This is a genomic window from Propioniciclava sp. LT432, from assembly GCF_059515965.1.
This window is the reverse complement of sequence record NZ_JCAKNE010000009.1, coordinates 1-15,865: the sequence shown is the minus strand read 5'-3', so window position 1 is coordinate 15,865 and position 15,865 is coordinate 1. Positions and strand designations below refer to the sequence as shown.

Annotated in this window: 18 protein-coding genes; 7 read left to right on the top strand and 11 right to left on the bottom strand. The window is 70.4% G+C overall.

The window, feature by feature from the left end:
- Nucleotides 1-23: 23 nt before the first annotated feature.
- A complete protein-coding gene (gene aat / locus AC5YDV_RS06240; protein WP_496183716.1) occupies nt 24-701 on the bottom strand; it encodes a leucyl/phenylalanyl-tRNA--protein transferase in 678 nt (225 codons plus the stop codon).
- 109 nt (nt 702-810) lie between these two features.
- Between aat and AC5YDV_RS06235 the strand changes: the two genes are divergently transcribed.
- On the top strand, nt 811-1,506 hold the full coding sequence (locus AC5YDV_RS06235; protein WP_496183715.1) for a hypothetical protein: 696 nt from the start codon (nt 811-813) through the stop codon (nt 1,504-1,506).
- Here AC5YDV_RS06235 and AC5YDV_RS06230 read toward each other — a convergent pair.
- From AC5YDV_RS06230 to pdhA, 7 genes are all read right to left on the bottom strand, one after another.
- Entirely contained in the window at nt 1,503-2,114 is a 612-nt protein-coding gene (locus tag AC5YDV_RS06230; RefSeq protein WP_496183714.1) for a flavin reductase family protein, read from the bottom strand. The genes AC5YDV_RS06235 and AC5YDV_RS06230 overlap by 4 nt on opposite strands.
- On the bottom strand, nt 2,114-2,752 hold the full coding sequence (locus AC5YDV_RS06225; RefSeq protein ID WP_496183713.1) for a DUF2087 domain-containing protein: 639 nt from the start codon (nt 2,750-2,752) through the stop codon (nt 2,114-2,116). The genes AC5YDV_RS06230 and AC5YDV_RS06225 overlap by 1 nt, the downstream gene beginning before the upstream one ends.
- Nucleotides 2,753-2,789: 37 nt before the next feature.
- Nucleotides 2,790-3,287, bottom strand: a complete 498-nt coding sequence (locus AC5YDV_RS06220) for a hypothetical protein (protein WP_496183712.1) — start codon at nt 3,285-3,287, stop codon at nt 2,790-2,792.
- Between the two features lie 117 nt (nt 3,288-3,404).
- Nucleotides 3,405-4,541 (bottom strand): alanine racemase, encoded by a 1,137-nt coding sequence (alr, locus tag AC5YDV_RS06215; protein ID WP_496183711.1) that lies wholly within the window; start codon nt 4,539-4,541, stop codon nt 3,405-3,407.
- A 32-nt stretch (nt 4,542-4,573) separates the two neighbouring features.
- On the bottom strand, nt 4,574-6,034 hold the full coding sequence (locus tag AC5YDV_RS06210) for a dihydrolipoamide acetyltransferase family protein (RefSeq protein WP_496183710.1): 1,461 nt from the start codon (nt 6,032-6,034) through the stop codon (nt 4,574-4,576).
- Nucleotides 6,035-6,041: 7 nt separating this feature from the next.
- Nucleotides 6,042-7,016: an alpha-ketoacid dehydrogenase subunit beta gene (locus tag AC5YDV_RS06205; RefSeq protein WP_496183709.1), complete on the bottom strand. Its 975-nt coding sequence runs from the start codon at nt 7,014-7,016 to the stop codon at nt 6,042-6,044.
- Nucleotides 7,016-8,161: a pyruvate dehydrogenase (acetyl-transferring) E1 component subunit alpha gene (gene pdhA, locus AC5YDV_RS06200; RefSeq protein ID WP_496183708.1), complete on the bottom strand. Its 1,146-nt coding sequence runs from the start codon at nt 8,159-8,161 to the stop codon at nt 7,016-7,018. The genes AC5YDV_RS06205 and pdhA overlap by 1 nt, the downstream gene beginning before the upstream one ends.
- A 151-nt stretch (nt 8,162-8,312) precedes the next feature.
- On the opposite strand from pdhA, the gene AC5YDV_RS06195 reads away from it, so the two are divergent.
- Nucleotides 8,313-8,915: an HAD-IA family hydrolase gene (locus AC5YDV_RS06195; protein ID WP_496183707.1), complete on the top strand. Its 603-nt coding sequence runs from the start codon at nt 8,313-8,315 to the stop codon at nt 8,913-8,915.
- A 192-nt stretch (nt 8,916-9,107) separates the two neighbouring features.
- Entirely contained in the window at nt 9,108-9,254 is a 147-nt protein-coding gene (locus AC5YDV_RS06190; RefSeq protein WP_496183706.1) for a hypothetical protein, read from the top strand.
- Between the two features lie 72 nt (nt 9,255-9,326).
- Here the strand turns inward: AC5YDV_RS06190 and argF are convergent, their stop codons facing one another.
- Complete coding sequence (gene argF / locus AC5YDV_RS06185) at nt 9,327-10,316, bottom strand: ornithine carbamoyltransferase (protein ID WP_496183705.1); 990 nt, start codon at nt 10,314-10,316, stop codon at nt 9,327-9,329.
- Nucleotides 10,317-10,404: 88 nt separating this feature from the next.
- On the opposite strand from argF, the gene AC5YDV_RS06180 reads away from it, so the two are divergent.
- The 3 genes from AC5YDV_RS06180 to AC5YDV_RS06170 all read left to right on the top strand — a co-directional run bounded on the left by AC5YDV_RS06180 (nt 10,405) and on the right by AC5YDV_RS06170 (nt 13,006).
- A complete protein-coding gene (locus AC5YDV_RS06180; RefSeq protein ID WP_496183704.1) occupies nt 10,405-10,788 on the top strand; it encodes a phage holin family protein in 384 nt (127 codons plus the stop codon).
- An 83-nt stretch (nt 10,789-10,871) separates the two neighbouring features.
- Nucleotides 10,872-11,573, top strand: a complete 702-nt coding sequence (locus tag AC5YDV_RS06175; RefSeq protein WP_496183703.1) for a response regulator transcription factor — start codon at nt 10,872-10,874, stop codon at nt 11,571-11,573.
- On the top strand, nt 11,570-13,006 hold the full coding sequence (locus AC5YDV_RS06170) for a sensor histidine kinase (RefSeq protein WP_496183702.1): 1,437 nt from the start codon (nt 11,570-11,572) through the stop codon (nt 13,004-13,006). Before AC5YDV_RS06175 ends, AC5YDV_RS06170 begins: the two co-directional genes overlap by 4 nt.
- A gap of 162 nt (nt 13,007-13,168) precedes the next feature.
- Here AC5YDV_RS06170 and AC5YDV_RS06165 read toward each other — a convergent pair whose 3' ends face one another.
- Nucleotides 13,169-13,756, bottom strand: coding sequence for a 2'-5' RNA ligase family protein (locus AC5YDV_RS06165; RefSeq protein ID WP_496183701.1), 588 nt, complete (start codon nt 13,754-13,756; stop codon nt 13,169-13,171).
- A complete protein-coding gene (locus AC5YDV_RS06160; protein ID WP_496183700.1) occupies nt 13,749-13,952 on the bottom strand; it encodes a cold-shock protein in 204 nt (67 codons plus the stop codon). Before AC5YDV_RS06160 ends, AC5YDV_RS06165 begins: the two co-directional genes overlap by 8 nt.
- A gap of 309 nt (nt 13,953-14,261) precedes the next feature.
- Here AC5YDV_RS06160 and AC5YDV_RS06155 point away from each other — a divergent pair, with 309 nt between their 5' ends.
- Complete coding sequence (locus AC5YDV_RS06155) at nt 14,262-15,704, top strand: M23 family metallopeptidase (protein WP_496192410.1); 1,443 nt, start codon at nt 14,262-14,264, stop codon at nt 15,702-15,704.
- The last annotated feature ends 161 nt before the right edge of the window (nt 15,705-15,865 follow it).

The following is a 15,865-nucleotide window of genomic DNA, read 5'->3' as shown; positions in this document are numbered from 1 at the left end:
AGACCCATTTGTGGAAACCTTCTTCAGTTGTCCCCAGACCAATCCGGCGCCGGCAACTCCAGCGCCTCCTCCAACAGCCGCAGGTAGTCCGGGCGGTCGACCTCAACGGCACCCAGCGTGGCCAAGTGGTCGGTGACCCACTGGACGTCCAGCAAGCGGCCCTCGACTCCGTCGTCGAGCAACTCGACCAGACGCACCAGTGCCACCTTGGACGCATCGCGTCCGATCTCCGGGTCGTGGAACATCGACTCTCCGGCGAACAACCCACCGAGCGACACGCCGTAGAGGCCGCCGGCGAGGTCACCGGCGGGCGTCCATGCCTCGACGGAATGGACGACCCCCTCGCGGTGCAACTCCGTGTACACCTCGGCGATCTGCGCGGAGATCCAGCCCGATTCGCGGCGTGGGTCGGCGCACCGTCGCAGCACCTCCTCGAAGGCCCGGTCGAACGTCACCAGATACTTCTTCGCCGACTTGCGCAAGGACCGGGTGACGCGCAGGTCGTCCAGCGGGAGGATGCCCCGATGGACCGGTGACCACCAGCCCATCGCCTCGGACGGGCCGAAGTCGAGCAGGGGCATCGGGAAGACACCCGCGGCGTACCCCGCCAGCACCAGTTCGGGATCGAACTCCCCCGACAGGGCCACGAGATCCTGCGCGGGCCAGGACGACTCCGGCCCGAACACCCCCGACAGCGCCATGCGTGCAGTCTGGCACGTCCCGCCGACCATTCCCCCGGTGCGCCGCCGTCAGGGGGCGACCGGGGAGGCCCCGCTGCGGCGATGCGGACGCGCGGCCTACCCTTTTCCCATGGCACCCGAGTCGCGCGACGTCAGCAAGAACCCGGTCGCCCGCGCCCCCGAGGTGGGCGGCAACCTGTTGCGCACCTTGCTGGAAGCGGCGATCAACGGCACCTCCACCCTTCCCGGCGCGAAGTCGGCCGCGGCGAAGCACCTCGTCAAGAGCGACTCCGTCGAGGACGCGATCGAATCCCTCGCGCTGACCCACGTCGGCCTGGCCGGCGCCCAGGGCTTCATCACCAGCCTCGGCGGGCTCCCGACCCTCGCGGTGACGCTTCCCGCCAACATCGCCGGCCTCGCGGTGGTCCAGATCCGCCTCATCGCGGCGATCGCCCACCTGAGGGGCTACGACATCGACTCCCGTCAGGTCCGCTCGGCGATGACGCTGTGCCTCCTGGGCCGGGACGGCACCCAGAAGCTCATCGACGAAGGCGTCCTGCCCAGCAACGCGCAGGCCATCGCCACCGCCCCGGTGTTCGACGACTCCATGGACCGCCTGATCAGCGAGAAGGTCCTCGGCGAACTGCTCGCCCGCATCGGTGGACGTCACGCCTCCCTGCTGTTCGCCCGCCGCGTCCCGCTGCTGGGCGGCGGAGTCGGCGCCGCCATGGACGGCCTGTCGACCATGGAGGTCGGCGCCTACGCCCGCGAGGTGTTCGTGAGCCGTCGTCGCCTCACCCGGGGCGAGGGTCCGCACCAGACCTAGTCGACCGGACGCCGCAGGTCGCGACGGGTGCTCGGGTCGACACCGAAGTAGGCCGACGGACCGCCCCCGCGCAGCATCGGCCGGGCCGCGACCGTGTCGAAGACGCCGTCCACCAACAGGCTGTCGTCGATGTGCACCACCACGACCTCCCCGATCGTGAGCACCGCCCCGCTGGGCCGCCCGTCCGCCCCCGTGAGTTCGAGCTGCTGGCTCACCCGGCACTCGAACGTCACCTTGGCGTCCGCGACGCGCGGCGCCGCGATCAGGTCGGACGCCGCGGCCGTCAGCCCGGCGCGCTCGAACTCGTCCACATCGGTGGGGGTGGACGTGGCGTTCATGGCCTCGAGGAGGTCGGCGGAGACCAGGTTCCAGGTGAACTCGCCGGTTTCGGCGCAGTTGCGGGCCGTGTGCTTGGGTTCGGTGCTGGAGAAGCCGACCAGCGGCGGCGTGTAGTTGAACGCGTTGAAGAACGAGTACGGGGCGAGATTGCGGCGTCCGGCGGCCGACAGTGTGCCGATCCAGCCGATGGGACGGGGTGCGACGATGGCGTTGAACGGGTTGTGCGGCAGGCCATGACCCTCGGCCGGACGGTAGGTGTACGTGCCCATCAGGCGTTGCCCACCGCCCCGCGGATCAGCGCACCCAGCCACGCGGCCTCGCCGGCCGGGACCTCCTGAGCCTCGTTGGCGTCGCGCTCGGGCGGCTCGGTGGTGACCCAGTACTCCCCGCCCTCGCGGGAGAGGTAGCGGTAGTCGACAAGTTCGCGGCGCAGGAACGCCACGTCGTCGTGCGCCTCGCGCAGGATGCCGTTCACCTCGACCTCGTCGTAACGACGACCCGGCTCGAACCGGCGCAGCAACTCCAACAGCACGGACGCCCTGGCCTTGCGCTTGGTCGGGATCTGCCGGAGCCGGGGGCCGTCGAAGAAGATGCGCAGCGTGCGCTGGTGCTCGGGGTCGTCGTCGAGCGTCGGGTGCCCCGCGCGGACGCCCTCCCCCGCCACCGCGTCCAGCAACCCCTCGTTGAGCGCATAGATGCGCCGCGTGGCGTCCGGCGTGGCGGTGACGACGCCGACCTCAGTGAGGCGCTGCATGTGGTGGCTCACGGTCGGCGCGCTGAGCCCCAGGGCGTCCGCCAGCTCGCGGCCGGTGTGGGGCCGGTCCGCGAGCAGGCCAAGGATGCGCAGACGCGTCGCGTCCGCGATGGCCTTCAGCAGGTGAACCTGCCGATCAAGGTCGTTCGACACACGTCAACGTTAGACGCGCATCGAACCTCGCGCAAGGTCAATGCGGGAACGTGAACTCACCCACCACGAAGTAGAGCGCGAACAGGGCGGGCAGGACGGTCGCCAGCACGAGCCACGACCGCTCCTTCCTCCTGAACCATGCCACCACCGCCACGACCCCGCCTGCGACCATCGCCAGGAACGCGGGGCCGGTGATCAGGAACAGGGGCACGAAGAGCGCATCCGGTCCGTCGGGGCCGCCGCTCCGCAGCAGGGCCAGCGCGATCGACGCCACCGCGAGCAGCGCGAAGGCCGCGAGGACCAGCCCCACCGACCACCACCCCATCCTCGTGGTGGGCAGGAAGGCGATCCGCTCATGCCGGAAGTGCAGGTTGTCGCCGGCGGCCAGGGCGAGCGCGGCCAGACCGACGGCGAAGGCGGCCGTGAAGACCCAGGCGCGGGTCTCCATCGGCCGAACGAAGTAGGCGCCGATGAGCATCGCCACCGCGAGAACACCGACCGCCAGGGCAGCTGCACTGAGCTTGGACCTCACCATTGTCGACATCGTTCCCACCCCCTCGGGGGACGGCGGTGCCCGGCCCGCCCGGGCATCTGACAGCCATTCTACGCCGTGTAGTAGCGTTCCCGCAGGGAGCACGGGACCTCCCCCGGCTCAGGACTCGGGAACCATCCCGCGGGCGACGCGCCCTGCGATCAGGCACGTCACCTCGTAGGGGATCGTTCCCATGGCGTCGGCCAGTTCCTGCACGGTGATCTCCTCGTCGCCACTGCGTCCGACCAGCACGACCTCCTCGCCGACGGCCTCGTCGGCGTCCGGACCGAGGTCGACCATCGACTGGTCCATGCAGACCCGACCCACCACGGGGTACGGGCGCCCGCCGACGAGCACCCGTCCGCAGTTGGACAGCAACCGCGAGTAACCGTCGCCGTACCCGACCGGGATCGTCGCGATGGTGGTGTCGCGGGGAGCCGTCCACGTCCGTCCGTAGCCGACGGTCTCCCCCGCGGCGACGGTCTTCACGAACGAGACGCGCGTCGTCCACTCCAGACCGGGCTGCAGCGGCACGGTGGGGGCGGTCAGGGGGTCGGGCCTGGAGCCGTAGGCCATGATCCCGGGCCGGACCATGTCGAACCACGCGTCGGGGTGCATCATCACCGCGCCCGAGTTCGCCAGGTGGACGATCTCGATCGGTCCACGCGCCGCGGCCACGGCGTCCGCCACGGCGCGGAAGCGCGCGACCTGCGCCTCGGTGAACTCGCGGCCCGCCTCGGTGTCCGACACGGGCAGGTGGCTGTACAACCCGCGCAGGCGCAGGCCCGCGGCGTCCGCCCGGTGCGCCAGCGCGGGCGCGTCGGCGGGCTCGCAGCCGATGCGGCGCATGCCGGTGTCCACCTTGAGGTGCACGGACGCCGTACGCCCCAACTCGGACGCGATGCGCGCGACCTGGTCGATGGTCGCGGCGGACACCACGGCGAGGTCCACGTGGTGCTCGACGCAGGCCGCGACCTCGGCGTCCGAGAGGGCGTGGCTCAGCTTGAGGATCGGCAGGCGGACGCCGGCGTCCCGGAGGGCGACCGCCTCGTCGGCGGTGGCCACGCCCAACCAGTCGGCGGACCCCGTCCGCTCGACCATGCGGGACACCTCGATCGCCCCGTGCCCGTACGCGTCGGCCTTCACCGCGAGCAGGACGAGCCGCTCCCCCACCCGGGCGCGGATGGCGTCGAGGTTGGCGCGGATGTTGTCCAGCCGGGTGGTGGCGGTGGTGACGGTGAGCGTCGGGGAGAGCATGGTGTCCATTGTCGCGCCGGCCGTCGCCCCCGTCAGAACAGCAGCGACAAGCCGGGATCGGTCAGCATCGACGCCACGTCACCCAGGAACCGCGAGGCCTGCTCGCCGTCCAGCACCCGGTGGTCGATCGTGAGCGTGAGCTTGGCCACGGAGCGGATCTCGAGCCGCTCGTTCGCGCCCTCCCCGACCACCCACGGCTTCCGGTTGAACGTGCCCAGCAGCAGGATCGCCGACTCGTTCGGGTTGAGGATCGGGGTCCCGGCCTCAACGCCGAACACGCCCACGTTGGTGATCGTGAAGGTCCCGTGCGAGGCGTCCGCGGGCGTGATGTGCCCGTCGCGCACCTTGCTGACGAGCTCGTTCAGGGCTTGGGCCAGTTCGAGCAGGTTCATCGCGTTGGCCCGCTTGATGTTCGGCACCACCAGGCCGCGCTGGGTGGCGGCCGCGATGCCGAGGTTCACGTCGGTGTTGACGATGATCTCCTGGCGCTCGAGGTCCAGCGACGAGTTCACCTCGGGGTGGCGCTCCATCGCGAGGCAGACAGCCTTGGCGAGCACCACGATCGGGCTGATCCGCAGCCCCGCGAACTCGCGCCGGCCCTTGAGCTGCTCGATGAGCTCCACGGTCTTGGTGACGTCGACGTCCATCCAGACGGACGACTGGGGCACCTGCAGCGAGGCCTGCATCGCGTGCAGCATCTGCCGGCGGACGCCCCGGATCGGGATCCGCGTCGGCCCGCGGCGTCCGGACGCCTCGCCCGCCGCCGCCTGCGCGACGTCGAGGGGGGTGATCGAGCCGTTCGGCCCGGTGCCGGCCACCGTGGCCAGGTCGAGGCCCAGGTCGCGCGCCAACCGGCGGACGGCCGGCTTGGCGAGCGGACGCCCGGACGGATCGGTGGGCGCGAGGGCGGCCGGACGCTGCACCTTCCCGGCCTCGGGGCGCGGCAACGGCGGCTCGAGGGCCTCGTGCTCGATCACCTCGACCCGCTCGCGGCCCCCCGTGTGGTGGCCGGGGGTCTCCTCCAGCCCGAAGGCCGCGTGCACCTGCTCGGTCTCCGGGCCCGGGGCGGCGACGCCTCCCTTGCGTGCGCGGCGCGACACGGACGAGGAGGTGCCGTACCCGACGAGGACGGAGCCGGAGCCTTCGCCGGCCTGGGCGGGAGCCTTGCCGCCCTCGCCAGGAGCCGCCCCGGCCTCGGCAGGAGCTTGGCCGGTCTGGGCGGGAGCCCCGCCCGCCTCGGCGGGCGCCGGGGTCGCGGACCCGTCGTCGATCCGGGCGATCACGGTCCCGATGGGCACGACGTCGCCCTCGGCGACGAGGAACTCGGCGACGGTGCCGGCCACCGGCGCGGGCAACTCGACGAGCGACTTCGCCGTCTCGATCTCGACCACGACCTGGTTCACGATCACCTCATCACCGGGCTTGACGAGCCAGGTGACGATCTCGGCCTCCTGCAACCCCTCACCGGGGTCGGGCAGCTTCATCTCGAACATGGAACTCCTAGTGTGCGAACGATCGGTCGACGGCGTCGAGGATGCGGTCGAGGTCGGGCAGGAACTTCTTCTCGGCGCGGCTCGGCGGGTAGGGCAGGTCGTAGCCGGTCACGCGCAGGACCGGTGCCTCCAGGGAGTAGAAGCAGGACTCCTGGATCCGGGCGGCGATTTCGGCACCGAACCCGCCCGTGCGCGCGGCCTCGTGCACGACGATCGCCCGTCCGGTCTTCTCCACCGAGGCGCGGATGGTCGCGTCATCCAGCGGGGCCAGCGAGCGCAGGTCGATGACCTCCAGCGAGCGACCCTCGGCGGACGCCGCGACCGCGGCCTCCACGGCCGTCTTCACCAGGGGCCCATAGGTGAGGATGGTGGCGTCCGTCCCCTCGAGGACGACGCGCGCTTGGTCCAACGGGAGTGGCGGCTCGGCCAGGTCGACCTCGCCCTTCTCGTGGTAGCGCCGCTTGGGCTCGAGGAAGATGACGGGATCCTCCATGGCGATGGCCTGCTGGATCATCCAGTAGGCGTCCAACGGCGTGGACGGCGAGACGACGATCAGCCCCGGCGTGTGGATGAAGTAGGCCTCGGGCGACTCGGAGTGGTGCTCGACCGCCCCGATGGCGCCGCCGAACGGGATGCGGATGACCATCGGCACCGACAGCCTCCCCATGGACCGGAACCGCATCCGGGACACCTGCGAGGTGATCTGGTCGAAGGCCGGCCACACGAACCCGTCGAACTGGATCTCGACGACGGGCTTGTAACCCCGCAACGCCAGCCCCAGAGCGGTGCCGACGATGCCGGACTCGGCGAGCGGGGTGTCGACCACGCGGTTCTTGCCGAAGTCACGTTGCAGGTGCTCGGTGATCCGGAACACGCCGCCGAGCTTGCCGACGTCCTCGCCGGCGATGAGCACCTTGGGATCGGCCTCCAGGGCCCGACGCAGTCCCGCGTTCAGGGCCTTGGCCATGGTCATCTCCGCCATCAGGGCTCCTCGAAGCCGGCCTCGTAGGCCAGGTACTCGTCTCGTTGTGCCGCCAGACCCGGCGGGAGGGATGCGTAGATGTTCCCGAAGAGGTCCTCCAGGCGGGGCTCGGGCAGGTCGAGCACCCCCTCACGCACCCGGACGCCGAGCGCCTCGGCCTCGGCGTCCAACTCGTCGAGCCAGGCCTGGTCGATCTCACCGCGCGCGAGCAGGTACTTCTTCACGCGCTCGATCGGGTCCTTGGCGCGCCACTCGGCCTCCTCCTCGCGGCGGCGGTACTTGGTGGGGTCGTCCGAGGTGGTGTGCGCCCCCATGCGGTACGTGAACGCCTCGATGAGGGTCGGCCCCTCGCCACGGCGGGCGCGGTCCAGCGCCCACTCGGTGACCGCCTGGACGGCGAGCACGTCGTTGCCGTCGACCCGGACGCCCGGGATCCCGAAGCCGAACGCACGTTGGTAGAGGGGAATCCTCGACTGCACCTCGATCGGCTCCGAGATCGCCCACTGGTTGTTCTGGACCAGGAAGACGACCGGCGCCTGGTAGCTGGAGGCGAACACGAACGCCTCGTTCACGTCGCCCTGGCTGGTGGCACCGTCGCCGAAGTAGACCAGCACCGCCCCGTTGGCGTCCCCGTCATTGTTGCCCACCAAGCCGTCGTACAGCATGCCCAGGGCGTAGCCCACCGCGTGGAGCGACTGCGTGCCGATGACGAACGAGTAGATGTGGAACCGCGTGGGCACCGGATCCCAGTCGACCATGGCGCTCCCGCGGAAGGTCTTGAGCAGGTCCAGCGGTTCCACGCCGTGCATCAGGGCCACCGAGTGCTCGCGGTAGGAGGGGAAGACGTGGTCCAAGGGCGCGACCGCGGCGCCCGAGCCCACCTGGGCAGCCTCCTGGCCCAGGCTCGGCGGCCAGAGGCCCAACTGGCCCTTGCGCTGGAGCGCGGTCGCTTCGGTGTCGAGGCGACGCCCCAGCACCATGCGCCGCAGGTTGGCGGCGACGACGGCGTCGTCGTGGGTGAAGTGGAAGTTCTCGTCCTCGACGCGCTCACCGGCGGGGGTGAGCAACTGGATGAACTCCTGAGTGCGCTCGATCCGCGTGCCGCCGGGTGTCACCACCGTCTCGGACGCGTTCGGGTTCTGCATGGTCACACCCTCCATAATACAGTTACGTAACCGTAGGTAAAGCTGTGGTCCGATCCCACAGTCTCCACCGTGGGCCCTGCCGTGTCGAGGGTCGAGGCGCACTCCGCCCAACGGAAGCGCGCCGGGCCGTCGATCCTGCAGACTGGTGGCCATGATCCGTGCGGTGGTGTTCGACCTGGGTGGGGTGTTGGCGTCCGGAGAGGGCGTGATCAGCGAGCCGGCCACGCTGCTGGGAGTCGACCCGGAGCGCTTCGAGGAGTTGTACTGGGCCGGGCGCGACGCGTACGACGCGGGGGCGTCCGACTCCGAGTACTGGAAGCCCATCCTCGAGGGCGTCGGCAGGCCGGCAGCCCTGGAGACAGTGCAACAACTGGCGAAGATGGACGCCAGGGGCTGGCTCCGCTTCCGCCCTCAGGCTCGGCGGCTGGTCGCGGACGTGCGTGCCTCCGGCCGGACGACGGCCATCCTCAGCAACGCCCCCTACAACATCGACCACGCGCTGCTGGGCAGCGACGTCGCCGACGATGTGGACTTCTGGTTCATCTCAGCCGCCATGGGCATCCTCAAGCCCGACCTGGGCACCTACCTGCGGGTGGGTGAGGTGCTCGAACTGGAGGCGCACGAGATCGCGTTCATCGACGACAAGGCCGCGAACGTGGCCGGCGCCGAGCGTGCCGGCTGGGTCGCGCACCTGTGGGAGTCGGACGCGGCGTCCCGCCGCTGGTTGCAGCAGATCGGCGCCCTGGAGGAGTGACGCAAGAGCGTCACGGGGGCAGGAGAGGTGGCGTGACGGGAGGTGCGCACGCACCTGCCAAACTCAGGTGAACCCCTGACGCAGCGCCGCACATTTCAGGGAGAGCGCCGGACCCGCCGAGTCGAATCGCGGTGACAAGCTGGATCAACGCCGAACACCCGTCCGGCACCGTCGACAGCAAAGGGGAACACCATGGTCACCCTCGGTCTGATCCTGCTCATCATCGGCCTCCTCGTGAACACGCCGCTGCCGCTCGTCACGATCGGCATCATCCTCATCGTGGTCGGGCTGATCCTCAACCTGGTCCCGATGGGCGGCAGGCGCATTCGCGTCTGGTAACCACCGCAACCCCTGCCGAGCGGGCGGACTCCTCCGGGAGCCGCCCGCTCCTGCGTGCTCCCCCGGGACGCCTCAGCTGCAGGTCGCGACCAGGACCGCCTTGATCGAGTGCAGCCGGTTCTCGGCCTGCTCGAAGACGATGGACGCCTCGGACTCGAACACCTCGTCCGACACCTCGAGCTCCCTCAGGCCCGTGATGTCGTGGACCAGCCGGGCCGTTGAGGTCTCCAGGTCGTGGAACGCCGGCAGGCAGTGCATGAACTTCGCGCCCGGGCCGGCCAGGTCCATCACGTGCCTCGTCACCCGGTACGGAGCCAGAACGCGGCACCGCTCGGCCCACACGCCCTTTGGCTCCCCCATCGACACCCAGACGTCGGTGTGGACGAAATCCACTCCCCGGGCGTCCTCGATGTCGTCGCTGATGGTGATGCGTGCGCCTGTCTCGCGCGCGATGTCCCGGGCGCCCGCGACCAGGTCGGGGTCGGGGGCGAACGCGGCCGGGGAGATCATCCGGACGTCCATGCCCATCATCGCGCCCATCGTCATGAGCGAGTTGCCCATGTTGAAGCGGGCGTCCCCGAAGTAGGCGAACGACAGGTCGGACGCAGCGCGTCCGGACGCCTCGACCATCGTGAACGCGTCGCAGAGCGCCTGGGTCGGGTGCCACTCGTCGGTGAGCCCGTTCCACACCGGAACCGGGGAGTATTCGGCCAACGTCTCGACGGTGTCCTGCTTGGCGCCTCGGAACTCAATGCCGTCGTACAGGCGGGACAGGACGCGGGCGGTGTCGGCGGCCGACTCCTTGGATCCGATGTGGGAACCCGACGGATCGAGGTGGGTCGTGGCGGCGCCCTGGTGCCGGGCGGCGACCTCGAAGGCGGCGCGCGTCCGGGTGGAGCCCTTCTCGAAGATGAGGGCGTAGTTCTGGCCCGTCAGGCGTCGCTCCTCGCGGCCTTCCCTCCGGGCGGCCTTCAGCTCCCCGGTCAGGGACACCAGGTGTGCCCACTCATCCGGGGTGAAGTCCACCTCCTTGAGGAAGTCCCGTCCGGTCAATTCGCCCACGCCACGGTGCCTTTCTGTGACCCGGATCAGGCCCTTGACAGGGATGACCCCGGGGTCGTCATTCTGCCCCACGTGGGAGGATGGGCCCGTGATCATTCGATTCTTGGTCAGCGCCCTGGCTTTGACCTTCGCCACCTGGCTGCTGCCCGGCATCCGACTGGACTACTCGGGCGAGCCCACCGACGCGGCCATCACGATGCTCATCGTCGCGGCGATCTTCGGTCTGGTGAACGCCCTGATCAAGCCCCTGTTCGTATTCTTCACCTCGCCGCTGCTGCTCATCACGCTCGGCCTGTTCCTGCTCATCATCAACGCCGCCCTGCTCATGCTGACGTCTTGGGTGTGCGCCCAGCTCGGCGTCCCGTGGGGCGTCGACGGGTTCTGGAGCGCCGTGCTGGGCGCCCTCATCGTGTCCATCGTCAGCTTCATCCTGAACTCGTTCGTCGGTCGCCGGGACCAGGTCCACACCTGATGAGGGGCGCCGCCCCGGACGACCAGCCCGGGTCCGGCGTGCTCGGACGGGTGAGGATCTTGCCGCGCCGATAGGATGCCCCCATGCACATCCTCGTGGTGGACGACGACCAGGCCGTCCGCGACTCGCTGAAGCGGTCGCTCCAGTACAGCGGGTACGAGGTTGCGTCCGCCAACGACGGCATCGAGGCCCTCGCCCACCTGTCGGCACACAAGGTGGACGCGGTGGTCATGGACGTCATGATGCCCCGGCTCGACGGACTCGAGACCACGCGCATGCTCCGCAGCCAGGGCAATGACGTCCCGATCCTCGTCCTGACCGCGCGCGACGCCGTCGGCGACCGCGTCGACGGGCTGGACGCCGGCGCCGACGACTACATGGCCAAGCCGTTCGCCCTCGACGAGTTGATGGCCCGCCTCCGCGCCCTCACCCGCCGCAGCCGCCCCGAGAACGAGGATCCGGGGGCTCCCTCCGAGGGCCAGGTGCTCACGTTCGCGGACCTGCGCGTCGACCTGAACACCCGCGAGGTCACCCGCGGCGGGCGCCGCATCTCCCTGACCCGCACCGAGTTCGCCCTGCTGCAGACGTTCATGGAGCACCCCCGCAAGGTGCTCGAGCGGTCGTGGCTCCTGAACGAGGTCTGGGGCTTCGAGTTCCCGACGACGGCGAACTCGTTGGAGGTGTACATCGGCTACCTGCGCCGCAAGACCGAGGGTGAGGGCCGCTCCCGCCTGATCCACACCGTCCGCGGCATCGGGTACGTGCTGCGCGAGACGGCCCCGTGAGCGGGCTGCGCAACCTCTTCTCCGCCGCCCACCGGCCCCTGCAGGACCGGCTCGCCCTGCTGATCGCGTCCGCGGTGGCCGCTGCCGTCGCGGCCACCGGCATCGCGGCCTACTCCGTGACCCTGCTGACCGTCTACGACCAGCTCGACAAGGAACTCGTCGAGGTCGCCTCCATCACGTCCGGCACCGTGTCGGAGGACCTGGACAACATGGGCGGCATCGACACCACCACATGGCGTGCCGCGAACGTCGCGATCATGCTGATCCGCGCCGACACCCACCAGATCACCCAACCCGGCCGCCAAACGACCCTCGTGCTCGGCCCCGAGGAGCTGACGATCGCGCGGACCTCGCAGGGATGGTCGTCCCGGACGGGCGTCGACTCGAACGGGGTCCCGACCCGCATCGTGGCGGTCCCGCTGGTGAACCAGGAGGAGCACTGGGCGCTCGTGCTGGGGCGTCCGCTCTCGACGACCAGCGCGATCCTGCAGTCCACCGGCCTGTCGCTGCTGCTGTTCGGCGGCTTGGGTGCTGCGGCGGCCGCCGCGGCCGGGTACGTCATCGCCAAGTCCGGCATGGCCCCCGTCCGCCAACTGTCGGACGCCGTGCTCAACATCACCGCGACCAACAAGCTGACCCCGATCGACGTGGCCGGCGACGACGAGGTCGCCGACCTGGGCCGGTCGTTCAACCGCATGCTGAGCGCCCTGGAGAGCTCACGCGAGCGCCAGAAGCGCCTCATCGCCGACGCCGGCCACGAGCTCCGCACCCCCCTGACGTCGATGCGCACCAACGTGGAACTCCTGGTGGCGGACGAGCGGCAGCACATGCTCCCCGAGGGGGCCCGCGCCGAGATCCTCCGCGACGTGGCCGCCCAGCTCGGAGAGTTCACCCAGCTGGTCGGAGACCTGGTGCAGTTGAGCCGCGAGGACGAGGACCAGCCGGCCCGCGTTCCCGTCGACCTGCGCGAGATCATCGCGAGCGCGCTGACGCGGGTGAAGCGCCGCGGTCCGGGCATCACCTGGGACGTCCACCTCGAGTCGCTGTACCTCGTCGGCGAGCCGGACGCCCTGGAACGCGCCTTCACCAACCTGCTCGACAACGCCGTGAAGTTCTCCCCACCCGACGGCACGGTCACGGTCGAGCTGATCGGCGACCGCTTCCGCGTGGCCGACCAGGGCCAGGGCATCGCCGAGGAGGACCTGCCGCACGTGTTCGAGCGCTTCTACCGTTCCGATCACGCCCGCACGACCCCGGGCTCGGGCCTGGGGCTGTCGATCGTCGCCCAGACGATCCAGGCGCACGGCGGTTGGGTGAAGGCTGGGCGTGCCCCGGAGGGTGGGGCGGAGTTCATCACGCGCCTCCCCGGCTCCCCCGTCCCCCTGGACGAGGATCCGGACGACGAGGAGTTGGGCGACCTCTACATCAACTGAACGCATCCCTGTGGACAACGGGGTGGAAAACCGGTGCGCTCCCTTCACACCTTGCTTTGACAAGGCCTGATGCGGCGCCGCGCCTCCGAGGGAAACCGAGGCCCGGGGACGCCTCCCCGCTTGTTGTGCACAGGTTGTCCCCACACCAAGCGTGGGGGTGGATCAGGCCGTCCAGAGCGGCCACCGGGCCAGGACGCGGCACGCGCCCGCCTCCCACCAGGTCAGGACGAGTTCGGTGACGGACGTCCGCACCGGCAGCAGGCCGGCCACCGCGGACGTCGTGGACGCCACGGAGACCTCGGCGCTCACGCGGTCGAGCGTGAGGTGGGGGACGGGATCGAACCGACCCCAGTAGGGCACGACATCCGGGACGGCTCGGCTCGCCGCCCCCGTGAGGTCCCTCAGTGCGTCGTCCGGCTCGGGGACGAGGTGGATCGTTCCGTCACCGAAGGCGTCGACCCGACGCAGGACGAAGGAGAAGGGGCGCGTCGCGGCCGCGAGGGCCTCGGCCCGGTCGGCGGCGTCGACGGGGAAGGGCGCCAACACGGTCACGTGCGCGTGGGGAAAGGCGGGGTCGTCCGCCACGAAGGACGCGTCGTAGTGGGCCGTCCGCCCGCGCACCCAATCCTCCAGCGCCGGCACCGCGACGAGCAGGACGCCGTGGCCGCACCGGGGCGGATCTGCCCGAAAAAAGCCGGACGCCGCGGCTCGCATGAGCCGCGGCGTCCGGTTGGAGTGGGTGTCAGCCAACCTGGATGTTGGTGGCCTGGAGGCCCTTGGGGCCCTGCTCGGTCTCGAACTGCACCTTGTCGCCCTCGTTGAGCGAGCGGAAGCCGCGCGAGTTGATGGCGGTGTAGTGGGCGAAGACGTCAGCCGAGCCGTCGTCGGGAGAGATGAAGCCGTAGCCCTTGTCAGCGTTGAACCACTTGACGGTTCCGGTGGCCATGTTTCCTGCTTTCGTGATGTGATGCTTGCCCCCGGGTCCGGGAGCCATTGCGGTGACGCTCGAACTTCTGCACAACGGGGACCGTAAGCAAGAACTACCAACCTCAACCGCGACCAACCTTACACGGTGGGACCCCCACGTCGTCCAGAGCGGACATCCCGATGCCGATCCGTGTCGAAGAGTGATGGCGATTCGCGGTCAGATGTTCGCCCGATCTGTGGACCATTCGCGTCGAGGGGCATACAGTCGATCTTGACCACCCGTCCGACCTGATTCACCCGTGAATCCGGCCCACTGTAGGGAATCTTGATGCAGCCCGCGCCCGGCGACTTCCCGCCGTCCACCACCCGGCGCCCCACTCAGCGCCGCCAGCGTCTGCTCGCCGCCCTGACGGCCGCAGCCTGCGTGAGCGTGCCCCTGGCCGGAGTCACCACCCAGAGCCTCGCCGCCGTCCCCCCATCGGCGCCCGCACCCGCCTTGGGTGGCGAGGAGTTGAGCAGCACGGCCGGCCGTTGGTGGTCGACCGAGAGCGCCTCCCGTGCCGACCGCGCTCGACGGGCCGTCGGGGTCACCTTCGGCCCCGCCGCCGACGAGGTCCCGGCACCGGTGCTCCGCCGCAGCGAGGTGCTGGAGGTCCCCCCGACGAATGTGAACCTCCCGTTCGTCGCGGGTGTTCCCATTGGCACCGCATCCTTGCTGGAGTCGCGCTTCGTCTCCCCGGTCCCGGGGCCCATCACCTCGCCCTTCGGCCCCCGGTTCCACCCGATCCTCCACTACGTCCGCAACCACAACGGCGTCGACATGACCGCGGCGTGTGGAACCGCGGTCGTCGCCATGGCGGACGGCGTCGTCACCCGCGCCGCTGCAGCCGGCGGCTACGGCCTGCTCGTGGAGGTGGACCACGGCACGGTGGACGCGAATGCCATGAGCAGCCGGTACGCCCACCTGTCCGTCCTCGGGGTGACCGAAGGCCAGCATGTACGCAAGGGGCAGCAGATCGGCCTGTCCGGCACAACAGGCCTGTCGACCGGCTGCCACCTGCACTTCGAGGTGCTCCTGAACGGCGCGTTCGCCGACCCGATCGGCGTGATGAGCGGGTCGCCCTACGTCCGCCTGGACACCCCCATGGTGCCGTGGACGCCGGGCCGCCGCTTGCCCGCCGTCAGGCCGCCGTCCGAGTCCGGCCCCCTGCCCGAACTGTCCGAGGTCCCTCTGGTGCCGGCCACGCCGGGTCGGGCGTCCACGCCGACGCCGACCCCGTCCTCGACGCCGACGGAGAGCGCCACCCCGACCCCGACCCCCACCGACAGCGCCAGCGCGACGCCCAGGCCGACGGACAGCGCCACCCCAACCCCGACGCCCACGGACAGCGCCACCCCAACCCCCACGCCCACGGACAGCGCCACCCCAACCCCCACGCCCACGGACAGCGCCACCCCAACCCCCACGCCCACGGACAGCGCCACCCCAACCCCCACGCCCACGGACAGCGCCACCCCAACCCCGACCCCCACGGACAGCGCCACCTCGACACCCACTCCCGAGCCGACGCCGAACGCAGCGCCCACGGCCGAGCCGGCTCCGTCGCCGGCGCCGACCCCCACGTCCGAGCCCACTGCCACCGCGGAACCGTCAGCCACGGCCACCCCGTCAGCCACGGCCACCCCGTCAGCCAGCGCCGAGCCGTCAGCCAGCGCCGAGCCGTCAGCCACCGCCGAGCAGGTCTCACCCTCGCCCACCGCGACGGCTTGAGGGATCCCGCGCCACGGGACGCATTAGGCTTCGCTCAGTGTCAGGGTGGTGGTACCGCGGTTGCGGTGGTTGGATCCTGACCATCAGTCGGCTGGTTCTTAGGCTTCGTGCCGGGAGTCCTTTTTGTGGGGATGTGGCGTCCATGCGTTTTGCCGTCGGCT